Below are 19,564 nucleotides of genomic sequence, written 5' to 3'. Positions count from 1 at the left end.
CTGGGGGAGAGACAGGAGAAGCAGTGCTCAATCATTTGTGAGACAGACCACTAGTAGAAACATGCATTCTCGCTTACAAGGGGTTGATTTTCGTCTTCAGGAGCATCTATCGGCGCTACGAGGGGTTGCCGTCCGCAATACCCGGCTGACAAAACGGCGTAATGGCGTAGTCATCACGCACTGTATAGCCGTAGATACATTGGCGAGCAGCCCCTCATAACGCAGATAGATGTTCCCAGAAGCGGAAATCAGCCCCTCGTAACGCAGAAAGCCCCTCCGAAAAGGGGCTTTTCGCGCGAATCGCCCGTAGGCGAAGTGAGCGGGGCACACCACAGGTGCCCCGCGAGGGAATCCTGATGCGAACCGAGGAAATCAGGCTTCGAAGAAGCCGGATTCGCCGAGGCGAGCATCAGGATTCAGCAGCATCGCCTTTTCGACCTCGTGGTGGTCGTAGCCACGACCATCCTCATGGAAGCGACGGTTGTCGATCGGCTCGTAGAGCGCCGCACGGCCCATCATGCCTTCCTCGAGGTGGCGCTGACCTGCCGCCAGACGCGCGTTGGCACGCTCGCGCCAAGCCTCCAGCGCGGCCTCGCCGTCAGCCTTGGCCACGGCGGCCTCGAAGGCACCGGGGTGCACCAGCGCCACGAATCCGGAGACGTGTCCGAAGCCGAGCGAGGTGGCCAAGCCGGCCTTGACCGGACGGCCCGGCGTGACGCGACCGAACTCGTCCTCACCGCCACCGATGCGCAGCGGCTTGCGCAGCCAGACCATGTGATCGTCGCGCTCAAGCTTCGGATCGACGCAGTCGAGCGAGGCATTGCCCGGAATCACACCGGACTTGAACAGCTGCGTCAGGCCGTTGACCTGGAAGACGCAGGCACCGCCCTTGGCGTGGCCGGTGAGCGTCTTCTGCGAAATCACGAACAGCGGGTTGCCGTCCGCGCGTCCGATGGCGTGGGCCAGCGTGTTGTGCAGCTCGGACTCGTTCGGGTCATTGGCGTTGGTGGACGTATCGTGCTTGGAGACCACGGCGATGTCGTCCGCCGTGACACCAAGACGGGCCAGATCATGCACCAGCTTGGAGTCGCGACCGCCGAGGCCGGCCGCTAGGGCGCCAAGGCCCGGTGCCGGAATCGAGGTGTGTGCGCCATCCGCGTAGCTGTGGATGAAGCCGACCACGGCCGCGACAGGCAGGCCGAGTTTCAGGGCCAGGTCGCCACGGGTCACGAGGATCGTGCCGCCACCCTGGGACTCCAGGAAGCCGCCACGGCGACGGTCGTTCGCGCGGCTGAAGAAGCGCGCGTCGATGCCCTTGCCGTACATCTCCTCGGAGTTGGCGGTGGCGTTCATGTTGCCGAAGCCGATCACCGATTCCACGCCGATGTCGTCGATTGCACCGGTGACCACGAAGTCGGCCTTGCCGAGCGCGATCTTGTCGACGCCCTCCTCCAGCGACACAGCGGCGGTGGCGCAGGCGGAGACCGGCTGGATCATATTGCCGTAACCGCCGATGTAGGACTGCATGACGTGCGCGGCCACCACGTTCGGCAGCGCCTCCTGCAGGATGTCGGTCGGGATCTCGTGGTTCAGGAAGCGGTCGAGGTACAGCTTGCGCATCGACATCATGCCGCCGAAGCCGGTGCCCTGGGTCGAAGCCACCAACGAGGGGTGAATCGACTGGAGGATTTCGGTCGGGGTGAAGCCGGCCGCCAGATAGGCGTCCACGGTGGTCACGATGTTCCACAGCGCGATCTCGTCCACGTCGCCGACCATCGAGGCCGGGATGCCCCAGCGGGTCGGGTCGAAGCCGGTCGGGAACTGGCCGCCGACCGTGCGGGTCATGGTGGCGCGGCGCGGCACGCGAATCATCGAGCCGGCGTGACGGGTCACGTTCCATTCGCCGGATTCAGCATCCGCGGCGATGGAGGTGTGCGCCTCGTCCAGCTTGACGTACTCGCGCGCAACCTCCTCGGACGGCACGGAGAAGGTGACGTCGTGGTCGAGGTAGACCTCGGCTTCCTCCTCGTCGGCGCCGTCCTTGTAGTCGTTGCCCATGCCGGTCTCGAACGGACGGATGCCGGAGCGGGCCACGACCTCGTCGTGGTAGCGTTCGGCGATGTCCTCCTCGGGCACCAGGTTGCCGTCCGTGTCATACCAACCGGGCTTCGGGCTGTCCTGCCAGGTAAGCAGGCCCATGCTCCACGCCAGTTCGAGCACCGCTCCGGCGCTCAGGTCGACGGTGCCGTCCGGGTGGATGCCGAGTTCGGCTTCCGCACGGGTGCGGCCGGAGCCCCATGGGCCCAGCTCGCCGATGGACACGATGACGATCTCGTCCTCCGGGCGGGCGGTGACGCTCTGCCAATCAGCGAGGTCGACCGGGGCCTGCTTGGCGATAATCGGGGTGGGCAGCGCCTTGATGGCGGAGCCTTCGGCGCTGTTCTCCGGCTTCTCTCCCTCAGTCGCGCTGCGCGCGCCAGCTCCCTCATCAGAGGGAGCTTCCTTAGCGGCGTCGGCCATCGCCTCCGCGCGCAGGGCCTTGATGTCGATGGGCTCGCTGCCGAGGCCACCGGTCAGGTCCACGTCGAGCGGATGCTGGACGGCTGCCGCACGCGATTCCGCAGTGCACAGGTCGAGCAGCCTGACCGCGATCTGCGCGGTGGAATAGGTGTGGATGCCATGGCGCTCGACGACGGCGACCAGCGGATCGTTGCCGCCCATGAGGCCGGTGCCGCGCACCCAGCCGATCTTCGGGTGGGCGAAGGTCACGCGACCGGCCCATGCGTCGCGCTCGGCGCGCGCACGGTTCACGATGGCGTCGAAGGCGCTCTTGACTTCACCGTATGCACCGTCGCCACCGAAGACGCCACGGTTCGGGGAGCCGGGCAGCACCACGTGCAGCTTGTGCTGCACGTTGGTGTCCTCGCCGATCTTCGAGAAGCCGGCGATGGCGCGTTCCACGCCCCACAGCATGAGTCGGGCCTGCGATTCGAACAGGTCGCCGGCGTCGGCCAAGGTGCCGTGCACTGGCGGGGCGGCGAACGGGAAGAACAGGGTCGGCTCCCACGCCGGCTTCAGGATGGTCGTGGTGGCGCCGGAGGTCTTCTTCTGCTCGTGGCCTACCCAGTCGACCAGCGCGTCCACGTCACGGTAGCTGGACAGGTTGGCCGGGACCAGCCAGAGCTTGGCGCTGCCGGTGGCGTGCTCGCGGTACGCCTGCTTGGCCCATGCCTTGATGGACGGCTTGAAGCTGTGCGAGGTGGCCACCACGGTGGCGCCTCCAGCGAGCAGGCCTTCGACCACTTGGGCGGCGATCGAGTTCGGGCTCACGCCGGTCACGATGGCGATGTCGTTCGCGAAGCGGGATGCGTTCTTGTCGGCGACGGCTTCGAGGGCTTCAGAAGCGACGCGAGCGAAGGCATCGCGCAGGATGCTCTTGGTCTCTCCCTCAGTCGCGCTGCGCACGCCAGCTCTCTCATCAGAGGGAGCTTGAGAGGCATACCACTGGGCTTCGGCTGCGATGGCCTTGCCGAGGCCGATGAAGCTGCCGTTCAGAGCCGAAGCGTCCTGCTCATAGAACGCGCGGGCCAGATCCTCGCGGGCGGAGGCCCAACGGTCGTCGAAGAGGATGGCCTTGTTGGCGTCGAACCGCGGTGCCACCTGCTTGGGCCAGTCGGAGCCGAGTTCGGCTTCGACGGCGGCCACTACGGCCGCGTTCTCATCCTCGCCTTCCTCGGGCACAGGCGCGGCCACGCCGAGCTCGCCCAACACGAACCGGGCGGTGGCGGCGAGCACGCCGTTGGCACCGGTGACCTTCTCGGCGAAGGCGTCCAGCGCGGCGGAGTCGACCACGGCACCGCCAGCAGCGCCACCGGCGGTGGGCAGTGCGACGGCAACGCCCTTAAGCTGCGCCACGGCTTCGACGGCGGCATCGATGAGCTTGTCGGCCTCGGACTTGTTCTGCACGGCCGAGGTAGGCAGCTTGGCCAGATCGCCGCCGCGGGAGCTGGCGCCTTCACGGGTGTCGAGCAGGAGCGCGGCGAGTACGCTGGCCACCCAGCCCTCGCCGAGCTGCCAGACGTTGGTCACGCGGTCGCGGATGTACTGTTGCTTGACGCCTGCGGCGCCGAACAGCGCACGCAGACGGTCGCGCAGGGCTTCGGACAGCACTGCACCGAACGGCTTGTAGTTCGGGGCTGCCTTGTTGACGATGACGGCGAGCTTGTCGAGCGTGGCCTCGGCCGCACCGTCCACGCTGGCCACGCCGAGCTCGGAACTGATGTCCATGAGCAGCTGGTTACGACGCGAGGAGACGCCGTTGGTCAGCGTGTCGGTGGTGTCGTTGCTGCCGATCTGGTCGATGCGCAGCTTGGCGGAGTAGGCCATGAGCACGCCGATGGCGTCGGAGGCCTTGAACGGGAGGTCCGGCACGGAGGCTCCCGACGGAGCACCGGCGGGAGCGGAGACCGCTGGAGCGGACGCGGTACTTGCCTGCTTCTCTCCCCCAGTCACGGCGTGCGCCGTGCCAGCCCGTCCTGCAATTACAGAGCCTTCGGCCGTTTTTTCAGCTCGACTGTCGTCTCGCATCTTGCCTGCGAGAAGTCCACTGGACTTCTCGCTTAACGGCAAGATCCCGTCAGAGGGGGCCGAACCCAACTTGGCGACTGCGGAGCCGCCGGCGGGAGCGGTTTCGACCGGCGCAGGAGCCGCGGACGAGGCTCCAGCGGACTCGTCCGTGTCCTCTTCGGGCATCAGTGAATCCGAATCGGTCATGTACACGCGGCCTTCATCGCGGCCGACGTTGTAGACCACCGTATCGTTGCCGGCGAACGCGGGCAGGCGCAGGGTCTTGGCACCGAGGTTGGCCAGGGTCGGCGCGTTGCCGAGGCCGACCTCCACGTACTCCTCGACGCCGAGGCCGCACTGTTCGCGCTTGCCGAACAGCAGCGCCTGGGTCTCGATCCAACGCACCGGGGATGCGAACTGCCAGGAGAGCAGCTCGGTGAGCAGGAGTCGGCCGAGCTTCTGGTCGTCGGCGGCGTAGGAATCCCACACGGCCGGGTTGTCCAGCGCCTCCTTGATACGCTCGGACGGCACCACTTCGAGGATCTTTGCGGCGAATTCCTTGGTCATTTCGAACGGTGCGGCCACAAGGTTCGGGATGTAACGGCCCACCAGACGTCCGCGATAGTCGATGTGCTGCGGCAGCAGCGCGTCGAGCTTGTCGCGGAACTCCGGCACGCCCTTCCTGAGCAGTGTGGAGTGGAACGGCACATCGATGCCGGGCACCAGCATGAAGGCAGGCTTGCCGCCCGCCTCCTTGGCGCGGCGGTTCGCATCCTCCTTGAGCGCCTTGAGACCGGCGATCGTGCCGGCAATGGCGTACTGCTGGCCGGCGAGGTTGTAGTTCACGATCTGCAGGAACTCGCCGCTGGCCTTGGCCACGGATTCCACGTAGTCACGCACGTGCGCGTCGTCCACGCCGAACTGGTTCGGACGCAGCGCGCCCATGCGGTAGTTGGAGCGGCCTTGGGCGTCGCGATCGATGAGATGGTGCATGGTGGAGCCGCGGTGGAACACGAGCTCGAGCACGGTCTCCAACGGAATCACGCCGGCGAACGCGGACAGCGCGTTGTATTCGCCGAGCGAGTGGCCGGCGAAGTAGGCGGGCCAGATGTCGGCGCCGGCCTCGCGCAGACGGGCGGTCTGCGCGAAGGCCACGGTGGCGAGCGCCACCTGGGTGAACTGGGTGAGGTTGAGCAGTCCTTCCGGATGACGGTAGGTGACGCCGTTGGCGGTGAGTTCCTTGGGGTTATCGCGCACGAGGCCGATGATCGAGAAGCCGAGCTTGGCGCGGGTGAGCTTGTCGGCGCGCTCCCACACATCGCGGGCGGCGGCGGACTTGGCGCGCTCGTCGAGCACCATGCCCTGCTTCTGGATGCCCTGGCCGGGGTAGACGAAGGCCGCGCGGGGCGCGCGCACCAGCGCGGTGCCGCGGGAGACGAGCTGGCCGTCGATGCGGCAGGTGACCTCGAAGGTCATGCCGCCGTGGCGCACCTTGCCGACGCGCTCCACGGAGATCTCGACGACATCGCCCAGCTGCACCATGCCGTACATGTTGTAGGTCCAGCCGGCAATCTCATAGTGGGCGCCCTTCTCGTCCAATGCCTGCACCGCGTGCTGGGCGGTGGCGGACAGCCACATGCCGTGCACGAGCGGTGCCTGCAGACCGGAGATGCGTGCGCCGCGCACCGAAGTGTGGATCGGGTTGAAGTCGCCGGTAGTGCGGGCGAACGCGGTCATGTCCGTGGGGGCGGTAACCTTCACGCGGCGCAGCAGGCGGCGGGGAGTGGCTTCGACCTCGTCATGGGCCGCGTCGCCGAATTCGGGCGCGTCGGCCGGCAGCGCATCCGAGTAGACGCGGCCTCGGATGGCGAAACGCTCGGTTTCGCGGGCGAGCAGCGTGCCGTCGGCGGCGGTGTGGGTCACGTGGATGGTGACCACACGGCCGGATGCGGATTCGAAGTAGTCCTCCGCCCAGGAGGTGAGGTTCACGGTTTCGCCGGTATGGCGCAGCAGCTCCTCCTCATCGACCTCGAGTTCGATGAGATGGTCGAGGTGCACGGCGTTGAGCAGGCCCTCGATCACCGGGTAGCCGTCCACGTACACGGAACCGAGCGCCGCGTAGATCGCCGGCCATGCCGGACCGACCAGCGCGTCCGGCGCGATGCGGCTGGGCTGCAGCGTGGCGGGCAGCGCCGCGCCGGTGGCCGCCTCATGGTCGAAGCCGAGGTTGGCGGACAGGGTGTAGGTGGCGTGCGCTTCGCCAAACGGCCTGCCCTCGGCCGCCACAATCTCAGGCATCGCGACGAGCTTGTCTCCGGTGATGGCGGTGTTGCCGATGCCTGCCGTTGCGGCGAGCATCGCGTACACGTCCGGGATAAGACGCTCGCGGTCGACCACCGGCACACGGCCGGGTTCGGTGCCGTCCACGACCAGCGGGATGACGATGTCGCGCACGGCGTGCTTGGAGGTGCCGCCGTCCGGGTCGTTGTCCCAGTAGGTGTCGAGATGGATGTCGAGGTCGTACTTGCCGTTCGACGCATCCACTGCGGTGATCTCATAGTTCTTATCACCCAAGGCAGTGCCGTATGCGGGATTGTCGGTGATGTGGCCGACCCAGGAGATGTTCGGGGACTTGCGGATGAAGTCTTCGGCATCCGAAGCCTCGCCCAATGCGGCGAACGGCTGTTCGGACTCGGCGGCCGCATCATCGGAGACAGTGGATTCGGCGAGGTTCTTGGCCTTGTCCTTCCCCTTGCCTTTGCCCTTCTTGTTTTTCTTGGACTTGCCCGAGGCGATTGCTTCGGGCGCATCGGAGGCCTGCAGGGCCTCGGTTCCGGTCTCCTCGGATTCCTCGTCCTTTTCGGCCACCTTCACACGGTCGATGGCCGCGTTCTCGAACCGGCCGAGGATGTCGGCGATCGGCTCGTCCACGGTGGTGATGCCGCCCACGGAGATCGGTCCGGGGATGGCGCGCACGGAATCGGCGGAATACCGGGAGTCCTCGGACTGCCAGAGCTGGTCTTGGCCCCACCAGCGCAGCAGGTCGTGGTCGATGACCGGCACGAACGGCATCGGCTTGGGGTATTCGCGCACGAGTACCGGGAACCAGGCCACGTCCGCGGGCACGATCTTGAGTTCGGCTGCCTGCGGATACGCTTCGGCGAGCTTGGCCAGCGCCGGTGCCGGATCGGCGGCGATGTCGCTGCGGGTCAGCAGACCGGCGGCAGCGGCGGCTTCGGCGGAAGTCCCCTCGGCGGCGAAGATGCGGGAGGCGAATGCGCCGGAATCAGTGCCGCTCACACGGGCTTCGATACGCTGCAGCAGGTGCTGGAAGCGATCGACATAGGTCGGATCGACCCAAGGGAAGGCGAGTTCGGCGAAACGCTGCGCCCATTCGAGATAGGTCATGGAGGCAAGATCGCCGAAGTAGGGCTTGGCGGTCTTGTTCAGCGCCTCGATGATCTCCTTGCGGCGGGAGTCCAGCTCCTCGGGGTGCTTCATCACGCGCACCAGCAGTCGGCCGCATTCGGCGGAATCGTTCTCGAGCTCGTAGATGTCGGCGTGCAGGTGGCTCAGGCCGGAGGACACGCCGCCGACCGACTTGCCGGACGGCACCCAGTGGGCGGCCTGCGGGGCGAACACGTCGTCGGACTTGGCGTCGGCCGGGATGCCGGCGGTCTTGACCAGCAGCTGCTTGACCTCAGGGCTGGTGTGGGCTTCCTTGGCGGTCATCGCCGCGGTGCCGACCATCACGCCGTCCACCGGCATGTCGGGCAGACCGTAGGCGCGCGACCACTGGCCGGAGATGTAGTCGGCGGCACGTTCGGGGGTGCCGATGCCGCCGCCGGCGATCAACACGAGGTTGTCGCAGGCGCGCACGTCGGCGTAGGTGGCGGACAGCAGGTCGTCCAATGCCTCCCAGCTGTGGTGGCCGCCGGCCTCGCCGCCTTCCACCTGGATCATGATGACGGCGGGGGCCACGGCCTTGGCGATGTGCACGACCTGACGGATCTGGTCGACGGTGCCCGGCTTGAAGCTCACATACGGCAGGCCGTCGGCGTGCAGGGACTTGATCAGCGCCACGGCTTCGTCGAGCTCCGGGATGCCGGCGGACACGACCACGCCATCGAACGGGGCACCGGATGCGCGCTTCTTGGGCACGATGCGCGAGGAGCCGAACTGCAGGTTCCACAGGTAGCGGTCCATGAACATCGCGTTGAATTCGACGGTGCGGCCTTCCTCGAGCTCCTTCTCCAGTGCGGCCACATGGCGGTCGAACACCTCGGCGGTCACCTGACCGCCGCCGGCGAGTTCGGCCCAGTATCCGGCGTTGGCGGCCGCGGCCACGATCTCGGGGTCGACGGTGGTGGGTGTCATGCCCGGCAGCAGCACCGGCGGCTTGCCGGTGAGACGGGAGAACTTGGTGACCAGCTTGTCGCCGGCCGGCGTGCTGACCACGTGCGGAGCGAAGGTCTTCCAGTTCTGGGTGCGCTCCGGTTCGCCGTCCAAGGTGGACAGCCCCGCGCGCTCAGCCAGCGTGGTGGCTTCGACCACGCCGACGCCGGTGCCCTCGACCACGTTGCCGATCAGCTTGCCCACGGTGTTGCCCGGTCCCAGATCGACGATCCAGAGCTTGGCAGGGTCCTCGGCGATGTCCAGCAGGTGCTTGACGCGCGCATTCCAATCCACATGGTTTACCAGCACTTCCTCGGCGAGCGCGCGGGTGCGGTCCTGGTCGAAGCCGCAGGAGGCGGCCCAATCCACGGCCTGCTCGACCGCCTCGTTCATCAGCGGGGAGTGGAACGGCAGGGTGACGTCGAGGTATTCGAGGGTCGGGTCGAACACGGTGCCGCCGCGCAGCTTCTGCTCGCGCAGCTTGGCCTGATGCTTGTGTTCGCGCTCGGTTTCGAGTGCGAACGCGGACAGGTCCTCAGGGTAGCCGGACAGTACGTAATGGTTGCTGGAATTGGTGACGGCGATGGAGATTGGGCCACGGGCGCGGCCGGATTCGCGGACGCGATCGATCAGCGTCTCGACCTGGGCCTTGTCCGCGCCTTTGACCGAAAGCATCGGAGTGGCGTCGCCGTACTTGGCGTTGAGGCCGAGTTCGCGGACGCGACGTGTACCAGCGGCGCCGATCAGGGCGGCGGTCGCCAGGATCTCGTTCAGCGCGTCCGATGCGGCCTCGACGGAGCCGGCCTCCTCGATGGCACGGCTCATGTGCACGGCGAGCACACCCTGTGAATGTCCCAGAACGGCGACCGGCTTGGCTTCGGAAAGGGCGTACCCGAGGTGTTCAAGGTCGAGCAGTGCACCAAGCTGGGTCAGCGCGATGCCTTCCACGGATGCGGTGGCGTCTGCTGCCGCGCCGAGCCGGGCCGGGTTCGGGGTGAAGCCGAACAGGTCGACCGGGCGGCCGGTGGTGGCGAGCAGGTCGGCCGCGACCGGTGCCAGCAGACGATGGGCGGCTGCGGCATGGTTGTGCAGCGCCTCGGCGAGGCTGGGATCGGTGGTCTGGTCGGCGAGCGCGACCGGCCACGGGGTGGACTGTCCGGCGAAGGCGAGCGCATGCGGCTCGGAGGCCAGGCGGTTGAGGAAGAAGGTGGTCATGGTGTTCCTATCTGTGATTGTTGCGTAGGACTGTTGCGTTGGTTTGATGGATTTGTTCTGTTGGGTACGTTCGGTAGTTCGATCCGCCAAGCTGGCCGCCGGGGTCACAGCGGCTGGTTGCCGTGGTGTTTGGTGGTATGGCGTACGCGGCGCTTGGTGGCGAGTGTGTTCAGTGATTCGATGATCACCTCACGGGTCTGTTCGGGGTCGATCATCGCGTCGATCTGCCCGATTTCGAGCGAGAGGTTGGCGTTGACCGTGCTGGTTTCGTAGTCCTTGATGTATTTGGCTCTAAGCGCCTCCACGTCCTGTCCGGCGGCCTTGGCCTTGGCCAGATCGTGACGGTGGATGATGTTCACCGCACCGGCCGCGCCGAGTACCGCTATCTGGGAGCTGGGCCAGGCGAAGTTCAGGTCCGCGCCAATGGCCTTGGAGCCCATCACGATGTACGCGCCGCCGAACGCCTTGCGCAGCACCACGGTCACCAGCGGCACCTGCGCGTTGGCGTAGGCGTAGATCACCTTGGCGCCACGGCGGATGATGCCGGCGTGCTCCTGATCGGAACCGGGCTTGTATCCGGGCACATCGACGAGCGTGATCACGGGCAGGTTGAAGGCATCGCACAAACGTACGAACCGGGCCACCTTTTCGGACGAATCGACGTCGAGGATGCCGGCCCTCACATTCGGCTGGTTCGCCACGATGCCCACCGGCCTGCCTTCCATGCAGGCGAATCCGACCACCGCCGAGGCGCCGAAGAGCTCCTGCACCTGCACGAACTCGCCGTAGTCGACGATGCATCGGATCACGTCGAGCATGTCGTAGGGCTGACGTTCGTTGGCGGGCACGATGGTGGCCAGCCGTTTCGCGGTATCGCGTTCGGCGCGGGTTGCCGCGTAGGCGTAGACGGGCGGCTTGCCGTCCGAGTTGGACGGCAGGTAGGCGAGCACGGTGCGCGCGTAGTCGATGGCGTCGGATTCGTCCTCGCCGAGGTAGTGGGCCACGCCGGATACCTTGTTATGCACTTCCCCGCCGCCCAGATCGGCCATCGATATGGTCTCGCCGGTGGCCGCCTTGACCACGTCCGGGCCGGTGACGAACATGTTCGAGTTCTCGCGGGTCATGATGATGAGGTCGGTCAGGGCCGGGCAGTAGACCGCGCCGCCTGCGCACGGGCCGAGGATGAGGCTCAGCTGCGGCACAAATCCGCTGGCTTCGCAGGTCTTGCGGAAGATGCGCCCGTACTGGGTCAGGGCCGCGACACCCTCCTGGATGCGCGCGCCACCGGAATCCACGATGGCCACGATCGGCACCTTGAGCTCGATGGCCATATCCATGAGCCTGCAGATCTTCTCGCCTTCTGCAGTGCCCAGAGTGCCGCCCTTGACCGAGAAGTCCTGCGCGTAGACGGCCACCTTGCGGCCATAGACCAGACCGAAGCCGGTGATGACAGCGGCACCTGCGTTGCCGCCGGCGATGTTGCCGCCCTGGAATCGGCCGATCTCCTCGAACGTGCCGGTGTCGAACAGCAGATCCAAGCGTTCACGCGCGGTCTTCTTGCCTTTGGCGTGCTGCTTGTCCCGGGCGCGCTCTTCGGCCGCACGGGCCAGTTCCGCGGCTTTGATCACGGCAGCGCGCAACGGCTGGTGACCGGACGGCTGGGCCACGGACGCCTCGGCGGCTCCGGCGGCATCCCCCACGCCGACGTTGCCGGTCGCAGCCCCGGCCCCGGCAGCCATTGCTGCGGCCTGCGCGGCCTTCACCGCCGGAGAATCCATGATGTCGGTCATTTGGCCGCCTCCTTCTTGGAATCCGCTGCCTTATCGGCTCCCTCTGACGAGGGAGCTGTCGGCGCAGCCGACTGAGGGAGAGACCCCGGCGCAGCCGCAGCGGCTTTGGCCTTGCCGGCGTTCACGTCCAGCGTGACCAACGTGTCGCCCGCCTCCACGCCGTCGGCGGGGCTCACGAAGATCTTCTTCACCTCGCCTGCGGCCGGAGCGTATACATAGTTCTCCATCTTCATCGATTCGAGCACCACGAGCAGGTCGCCCTTGGCCACCTGCTGCCCTTCGGACACGTTGATGCGCGTGACCACCGCCTGCATCGGGGAGGCGATGATGCCGGACTTGGCGCCGTCGTTGGCGGCCGCAGCTCCAGAGCCAACGTTATGCAGTCCGGCGCCGCGCAGCGGCTGCGTGGGGCGCTTGGCGTTGCGGGCGCGGGCCGAACCGGTGAGGTTCTCCACGATGTCCATCGGCACGGTGAGCGTGACGCGGCGGTTGTTCATCTCGATGACGAAGGTCTCGGACTTGGACTTGTCCGGTATGGCGGCAGCCGGGGCGCCGGCCAGCGACGCCGGCTGGCCGGAGGCGGCGGAGGCGGGCGTGCGGTTCAGATACGTGCGCTCCAGCCATTTGGTGGTCACCGAGAACGGATGGCCATGCTCGACGGTGAAATCGTCGTTGCGGAAGATCTCCTTGTACAGGGGAATCGGCGTGGGCACGCCTTCGATCACCAGCTCGTCGAGCACGCGGCGCACGCGGGCCACGGCGTCGGCGCGGTTCTGCGCGGTGACGATCACCTTGCCCATCATCGAGTCGAATTTCGGCGAGATGGTGTCGCCCTGCTCCACGCCGGTGTCGATGCGCACGCCGGGGCCGGCCGGCCATTGGATCTTCTCGAGCGTGCCGGAACCGGGTGTCAGGTTGGTGGCGGGGTCCTCACTGGTGATGCGCAGCTCAAAGCTGTGGCCGCGCGGCTCGGGGGCGCGGGTGAGCTCGCCGCCGTCGGCGATCACCAGCTGTTCGCGCACCAGGTCGAGGCCGCTGACCTCTTCGGAGACCGTATGCTCGACCTGCAGTCGGGGATTGACTTCCAGGAAGTAGACCTTGCCGTTGGGCGTCACCATGAACTCGCAGGTACCCAGACCCACATAGCCCACGGTGGTGAACAGCCTGCGGGAGTATTCCTCCAGCGTGGCCACCGTTTCCTCGCTCAGGAAGGGGGCCGGCGCCTCCTCCACCAGTTTCTGGTTGCGCCGCTGCAGCGAGCAGTCGCGCGTGGAGTACACGGTGAAGTTGCCGTGGGAGTCGCGTCCGGACTGGGTCTCCACGTGGCGGGCCTTATCCACGAACTTTTCGATGAAGTATTCCTTGAGATCGCCGCCCTGCAACGCGTCATGGTTCATGTAGAAGCGCCGCAGCTCCTCGTCGTCATGGACCACGGTGATGCCGTGGCCGCCGCCGCCATCGGTGCGCTTCATCATGATCGGATAGCCGTGGGTGTGTGCGAAATCGAGCAGCGTGCGCACATCGGTCACCGGCTCGGACAGGCCCGGCACCGGCGGCACCTTGGCGCGCAACGCCACGCGGCGCGCGGTGATCTTGTCGCCGAGATCGACCAGCGCGGTATGATGCGGCCCCACCCAGATCGCCCCGGCCTCTTCGACCTTGGATGCGAAACTCGGCACTTCGGAGAGGAATCCGTATCCGGGATGCACGGCGTTCGCCCCCGTGCGGTGGAGGATATCGATGAGCAGGTCCTCGTTCAGATAGGTGTCCTTGTAGGTATCCCCCGAAAGCAGATAGGCTTCATCCGCCATGCTCACATATCGACTGTTGCGATCCTGCTCGGCGTACACGGCCACCGTGGAGATCCCCATCTCCTTCGCCGTACGCACCACGCGAAGCGCGATTTCCCCTCGGTTCGCGATCAGTAGTTTGTTGACACTTTGAGTCATATTGACAGATTTTCCCCTTGCCATCAGGTTCCGGCAATCGCCGTCCGCACAAAAGCGATCATCCTGTTTTGTAGGGCGGCAACAAACGGCCGCGTAGGTTCCGGTTACGTAACCGGACGATACACCGCTGATTTTCCGCGGAATTGCAACGTTTGCGGCTATGGCACCAACAGTGTCCGCCAGTTGACGATAACAACAATTTCGTCAATGCCCGACAAAGAAGCGCTCGGTTTTTTGTACTTTGATACGAAACCGCACGAAAGCGAACAACCGTACGATGGCTTTCATAGTTGGGGAAGGCTCCGAATACACCGGCTGTCCACGCCACACCACCAAAGGGGATTCGATCATGCAAACCACACCTACCGCGGCACCGTCCGCCTCCGCATCCACCGTCGCACGCCGCGTCGCAGCCGTCTCATGGAAGCCAGTGCTGTTCGCCGTACTGCTCTGGCTATCCGCCGCAGCCGGCGAGATTCCGGTTCCGGGCACTCCGGTTCCTATCACACTGCAGACATTCGTGGTGATGCTCGCCGGGCTGATGCTGACGTGGAGACAAGCCGGATCGGCACTGGCGCTGTACATCGCGGCCGGTGCCGCCGGGCTGCCGGTGTTCGCCGGCGGTGCATCCACGATGGCTCTGGTGGGCCCGAGCGCTGGCTTCATCCTGGGCTTCCTGCCCGGTGCCGTGGCCATCGCCCTGCTGCGCGGCAAGGCCGACACGTCGTCCTTCGGTGCCGCCGCGATGACCGCAGGCCGCTACATGCTGGCCGCCATCATCGGAGGCGTTGTGGTGGTGTATGCGTTCGGCATCACCGTGCAGTCCGCACTGACCGGCGCGCCGGCGCTCGCCGTGACGCTCGCCTCGATGGGCTTCATCGCCGGCGACGCCGTCAAGGCCGTCGTGGCGGCGCTGGCTACTACCGGGCTGAGCAAGCTCGGACGCTGATGATGCTGCGGCAATGACTTGCTGCAATACGCCCTATTGATATGGTTTGGGCCACGGGTATTCGCCCGTGGCCCAAACCATTCTCTCTGTTTCTTTTCATCACCGGTGCAGCATTGACGCCGGTGACACCTTACAGCACACCGACATCCGCAGTGTGCACAGTATGCTCCGCCCCATCTGCCGTGCGCAGAATCAGTGAAGCGTCATCGTCCAAGCCGACTGCGGTGCCGGCGAGCGCGGTTCCATCGGTGAAGTGGGCTTCCACTTCACGACCTCTCGCCCAGCAGACGGCGTGCATCTCCTCATGCAGGGCCGCAATGGCACCCTGCGGGTCGGCGATGAACGCCGTCAGCCGTTCGCGCAAACCATTCACCTCGCGCGCGGCGATGGCGTCGCGCATCGTGACGAACGGCGGCAGGCCGCTGGCATGCAACTGCAGGGACGTCGACTGCGATGTGGGCAGCAGCGTAGGCGGTAACGCCAGATTCAGGCCGACGCCGATCACCAACGCCACATCGTCATCGCGCCCGGCCGAGTCAGGCTGTGCGCCATCGGACTGCGCATTACTGGACTGTGCGACATCGGACGGTGGCAACATGACCACCTGCGATAGCAGTCCGCCAAGCTTCAGACCGTGGCAGTACACGTCGTTGGGCCACTTCAGCTCCAGGAAGTGTTCGGCATCGATCATCGAGGCCCCCGACGCCTCGATCATCCCGTTCAGCGCATCCAGGGTGGCCAGGCCCGCGATCATCTGCAGCCAACCGTTGATGGTCTCATCCAGCGCGATTGCGCGCGGCACACGCACCACATACGATATTGTCGAGCAGCTGCCCGGCTGGCTGATCCAGGTATGCCCGTTGCGGCCGTGTCCGGCAACCTGGCTGTCGGCTGCCACCACGACGACCGCGAGGCCGTGTGCCGTATGCGAGGGCAGCGTCAATGAGCCATCAGTGATCATTGACGCGGCAAGCGCGTTGGTGGAGTCGGTCTCATCGACGCTGATGACCCGATCCGCCACCGCCTCGGTTCGAGGCAACCGAGGTTGTGCAATAGACAGTGTATGTATCATGGGCAACACGTTACCGTATTCTTCGCCTGAAAACGAGCGATACACTACCCGAAATCGGCGTATTTCCAAGGAAAAACGACTCTTGGCGACGTGTGAACGCTCACAGGTGAGCAGGCTCACAACCTATCCCCATCCGTTGGCATTACCGGCTACCATTGCAACCATGACCCGACCAGTATCCCTACAGCCAGACACGACAGGCCCTGCCCATCCACGACTCGCACGCATCGGTTCCGCCGCGCGTTGGGCATTGGCCGTATCGGCATGCCTGTGGCTGGCGCTGTGCACTGCTGTAGGACCGCTGTATTGGGATTTCGACAACGGCACCATCGCGCATTGGAATTGGACCAATACTGCCATTTTCGCGGGCTCGTTCATCGTGTATCTCGGCATCGTCGTGGCGCTGGTGCGCTTTGCTGCCCTGGGCCATATGCTGCCCAAGCCGCTGCATCAATGGCTCTGCCGCGTCCAGCGCACCGTGTGCGGTCTATTCAGCGGCCGCGAAGTCGCCGGCACGGTCGCCGATAATGCGGTTCCCGCCCATGACGCCACTGACAGCACAATCCCAACCAGCACGAACCCCGGCGACCGCCGATCCGACGCGAATGGCTCTACTGAATCTGCCACGGCCCATGCCTCGCGGATACGCGCCATACTGCCGGTCGCAGGCCGCGCCATCATGTATGCGATGGCGGTTCTGGACCGGTGGATTGTGCGGGGCACGAACCGGTTCTGGAAGCTCGCTCTGGTGTTCTTCATCGGATGGTTATGGGTGCCCACCACCCTGCTGGCCGCGTTCGGCGCCGACATCCGCTCGCAGATCCGCGAATTCAGTTGGGCCTGGAATCAATGGACCGGGTTGAAACAGCCATATATCGGCTTCTTCTCGTTCGTCCCGATGGACATCTACCCCACCGCGCACTACATGTGGCCGTCCGACCCCACGTACCTCACTGACCAGCACAATATCGCGCTGACCCTCATATACGGCGCCACGGCCGCATTCTCACGCTATGTCACCGGTTCGAATGACGCAGGCATCGTGGTGCTCGCGGCATTGCAGATGCTGTTCGCCGTGTTCTGCTGCGCTTCCACCGCCCACCGGTTCCTGAATCGTCCGTGGATGCGAACCGACGCCCGCTCCTCGGCCACGAATGAGGACCTCGATGAGAGCACAGACGAAGGCCCGGACGAAGGCCCACAGCCATCCGAAACTCCATCCATAACACCATCCACAACTCCCCAATACGCAGGTGGATTGGCCCGTGTGCTGATACTACTGTTCTTCATGGTCTGCCCGTTAGCCGTGTTCTCGACCATCTCGCTGACCAAGTCCCCATTGTTCGCATTCGCATTCGTCTGGTGGTTTGGCGTCTGGTATGAGCTGGCGCAGACCTGGCGTCCTGCAGGACGGCGCCGCGGCGGCAGACTACACAGCATTGCGAAGACCAGTGTTAGCGCCGCAGCCGGCAACGCCGACGAAGCCATCAGCGACACCAAAGACAACAACAGCGCCGACGAATCGCACGTGGCACCAGCGCACTCGCCGTCTGCCCCGATCCGGCTGCCCCGCCATAGCCTTATCGCATTGATACTGTCCAGCTGCGTGATGCTGATTTCCGCCAAATACGCGTGGTATATCATCGCCCTGCAATTCGTACTGGCCCTTATCGCCGACCGCCGCCGCTGGAGCACGTATGTAGCGGCGTTGCTCATCCCCACTGTGCTGATTCATGGCGGCATCGTCCTCGCCATCCAATCGCATGTCATCATTGGAGGCGACCCCATCGAAAGCCGAGGCGTGCAGCTGCAGATGATCGCCCGCGTGGCGCAGCGTAATCCCGACGGCATTTCGGCGGACGCCGCCAAGAACCTGTCTCCGGTGTTCAATCAGGACCAGATGGCGGACGCGTACTTCCAGCAGGATGCCGACCCGGTGAAATCGTCCGGCATTCAAGCCAAGAAAGTCAGCTACAAATGGCGTACGGTCACACCTGAAGACATGGAGAAGTTCAACAAAGCCTGGCTCGATATAGTCATGGACAACCCTGTCATCGCACTTGATGCGCTGTTGGCCAAATGCTTCGGCTACTTCAACGTCACCGATCAGCCATACGTATCCATGGGGTATTACATCAACAGCGATTATGTGCAGAAGCATTCCACGTGGATCAAGTCGTACCATCATGATTGGCGTGAGAAGGTGGCCGGATTCGCCACGGCCTGGGGCTCGATACCGGTATTGGGCTGGTTCACGCACGGCAATTTCTATGTGGTGCTGACGCTGCTGTTCGGCGCAGCCGAGGTGATTCGCCGGCGTTGGCTCACGTTGATGACGCATATTCCGTTGCTGCTGCTGATGGGCGTGCTGATCACCGCGCCAGCCAACAACTTCGAGAGGCATATGCTGCCGGTGGCGTTTGTGTTCGGCTTCGTGGTCCTTTCTTATTGGCGTGAGTCGCGGAGCGAACGCCAGCGCCTCCAGCACTGAACGGCTCCCCTTCACCCAGTTCAACCGGCTGCAAGAGAAATCTGACGGCTTTGCGTCACTAATAATTGAGCGCGGCATCCTGCTGGCTCGCCTGTCGGCTTGCACGTTGCCTACAGACAGATCCGCTGTCTGCTTCACGGCAACATACAAGATAGACCACGGCTGGCGTAACCCCGAATACGAGGACAAGATATTAGACTGTTAGCTATGCCTTCGAATTTCCTCGATCTATTATCTGCTGATGTATCCAATGACACTGATGGTACGGCAGTGGATCGCATTCGGGTTGTGCTGTTTGAATGCCTGTTCGACGAGCTCGCCGACCAGCGGGTAACGTCGCTGTTCAATGTGCTCGGGTACGAAGGCGGTTTTCCGTGCTATGCCATTGCCGGGTATCCGGCACGCTCCGCGGCACGGACGCGCGCGTCCATAGAAAAAATCGTGTCCGATTTCGGCGGCAACTGTCTCACGGCGACCCATACCCTTGGCGTGCTGTCAATCAATGATGAAGCAGATCTTGCACAGAGCATTGCCGACGACGGTGACGATACGCTCGGCACCGCAGATCATGATAAGAACGAGGCACAGGACAGAACGGTAGTCGTCGCGCTCATTACCCCGGTTGGAGCGGCCACTCCGGAGCTTATCTGCAATACGGTCGCCTCCGCATATGACGATGCTCGCCCTTTGGCATTGGGACCTCAGCTACGCGGCACTTCCGGCGCCATGCGCTCGATACGCTCATCGCTGTATTGTCTGAAGGCTGCGCCAGCGTTGGCGGCTGCCGTGCATCAGCTGCCACGTCCGTTGCGCAACGACGATGCGCTGCCGGAACGTGCGCTTATCGGTGATCAGGATGCGCGCAAGGTATTAGTAGAGGCCGTGTACGGCAGTCTGGCCAACGCGAGTACCGATAACTCGACGATGGTGACGGTATCAACGTTCCTCAAATATGGCGGGTCACTGGAGACGACGGCCAAGGAGCTGAATGTGCATCCGAATACGATTCGCTACCGCTTGAAGCGCGCAGCGGAGTCCACCGGCTGGGATGCCACCGATCCGCGTGAAGCGTTCGTACTGTCGTGCGCCATTGCGCTGGGCCGTGTCGCCGGTCTCAGCTGACCTCATTCCAAAGAT

7 protein-coding genes are annotated in these 19,564 nt (G+C 64.8%); 3 read left to right on the top strand and 4 right to left on the bottom strand.

Translation table 11 applies throughout. The features are described 5' to 3' along the window. Positions 1 to 372: 372 nt before the first annotated feature. The 3 genes from BW14_RS09625 to BW14_RS09610 form a co-directional block, all read right to left on the bottom strand. Positions 373 to 10,176, bottom strand: coding sequence for a type I polyketide synthase (locus tag BW14_RS09625; protein WP_258186110.1), 9,804 nt, complete (start codon positions 10,174 to 10,176; stop codon positions 373 to 375). A gap of 104 nt (positions 10,177 to 10,280) precedes the next feature. Next, positions 10,281 to 11,966 (bottom strand): acyl-CoA carboxylase subunit beta, encoded by a 1,686-nt coding sequence (locus tag BW14_RS09615; protein WP_140490430.1) that lies wholly within the window; start codon positions 11,964 to 11,966, stop codon positions 10,281 to 10,283. Further along, positions 11,963 to 13,915 carry a biotin carboxylase N-terminal domain-containing protein gene (locus tag BW14_RS09610; RefSeq protein WP_140490428.1) on the bottom strand — a complete coding sequence of 651 codons (1,953 nt, stop codon included), beginning with the start codon at positions 13,913 to 13,915 and terminating at the stop codon, positions 11,963 to 11,965. Before BW14_RS09610 ends, BW14_RS09615 begins: the two co-directional genes overlap by 4 nt. Positions 13,916 to 14,264: 349 nt before the next feature. Between BW14_RS09610 and BW14_RS09605 the strand changes: the two genes are divergently transcribed. Continuing rightward, a complete protein-coding gene (locus tag BW14_RS09605) occupies positions 14,265 to 14,864 on the top strand; it encodes a biotin transporter BioY (protein ID WP_140490426.1) in 600 nt (199 codons plus the stop codon). A gap of 130 nt (positions 14,865 to 14,994) precedes the next feature. On the opposite strand, the gene BW14_RS09600 is transcribed toward BW14_RS09605, so the two are convergent. After that, complete coding sequence (locus BW14_RS09600; RefSeq protein ID WP_140490424.1) at positions 14,995 to 15,936, bottom strand: biotin--[acetyl-CoA-carboxylase] ligase; 942 nt, start codon at positions 15,934 to 15,936, stop codon at positions 14,995 to 14,997. Positions 15,937 to 16,099: 163 nt separating this feature from the next. Here BW14_RS09600 and BW14_RS12110 point away from each other — a divergent pair, with 163 nt between their 5' ends. Beyond that, positions 16,100 to 18,427, top strand: coding sequence for a DUF6020 family protein (locus BW14_RS12110; RefSeq protein WP_219847194.1), 2,328 nt, complete (start codon positions 16,100 to 16,102; stop codon positions 18,425 to 18,427). Between the two features lie 207 nt (positions 18,428 to 18,634). Next, a complete protein-coding gene (locus BW14_RS09585; protein ID WP_140463367.1) occupies positions 18,635 to 19,549 on the top strand; it encodes a CdaR family transcriptional regulator in 915 nt (304 codons plus the stop codon). Positions 19,550 to 19,564: the final 15 nt, after the last annotated feature.

The organism is Bifidobacterium sp. UTBIF-68, assembly GCF_006408855.1.
Lineage (GTDB): Bacteria > Actinomycetota > Actinomycetes > Actinomycetales > Bifidobacteriaceae > Bifidobacterium > Bifidobacterium reuteri.
The sequence above is the reverse complement of the archived record's forward strand: the minus strand, read 5'-3'. Positions and strand labels throughout refer to the sequence as shown.

What these genes read in the sequence shown, in the direction of transcription:
- BW14_RS09615 (WP_140490430.1), bottom strand. Translation starts at nt 11,966, where the DNA reads ATGACCGACATCATGGATTCTCCGGCGGTGAAGGCCGCGCAGGCCGCA.
- BW14_RS09585 (WP_140463367.1), top strand. Translation starts at nt 18,635, where the DNA reads ATGCCTTCGAATTTCCTCGATCTATTATCTGCTGATGTATCCAATGAC.
- BW14_RS09625 (WP_258186110.1), bottom strand. Translation starts at nt 10,176, where the DNA reads ATGACCACCTTCTTCCTCAACCGCCTGGCCTCCGAGCCGCATGCGCTC.
- BW14_RS09600 (WP_140490424.1), bottom strand. Translation starts at nt 15,936, where the DNA reads ATGATACATACACTGTCTATTGCACAACCTCGGTTGCCTCGAACCGAG.
- BW14_RS12110 (WP_219847194.1), top strand. Translation starts at nt 16,100, where the DNA reads ATGACCCGACCAGTATCCCTACAGCCAGACACGACAGGCCCTGCCCAT.
- BW14_RS09610 (WP_140490428.1), bottom strand. Translation starts at nt 13,915, where the DNA reads ATGACTCAAAGTGTCAACAAACTACTGATCGCGAACCGAGGGGAAATC.
- BW14_RS09605 (WP_140490426.1), top strand. Translation starts at nt 14,265, where the DNA reads ATGCAAACCACACCTACCGCGGCACCGTCCGCCTCCGCATCCACCGTC.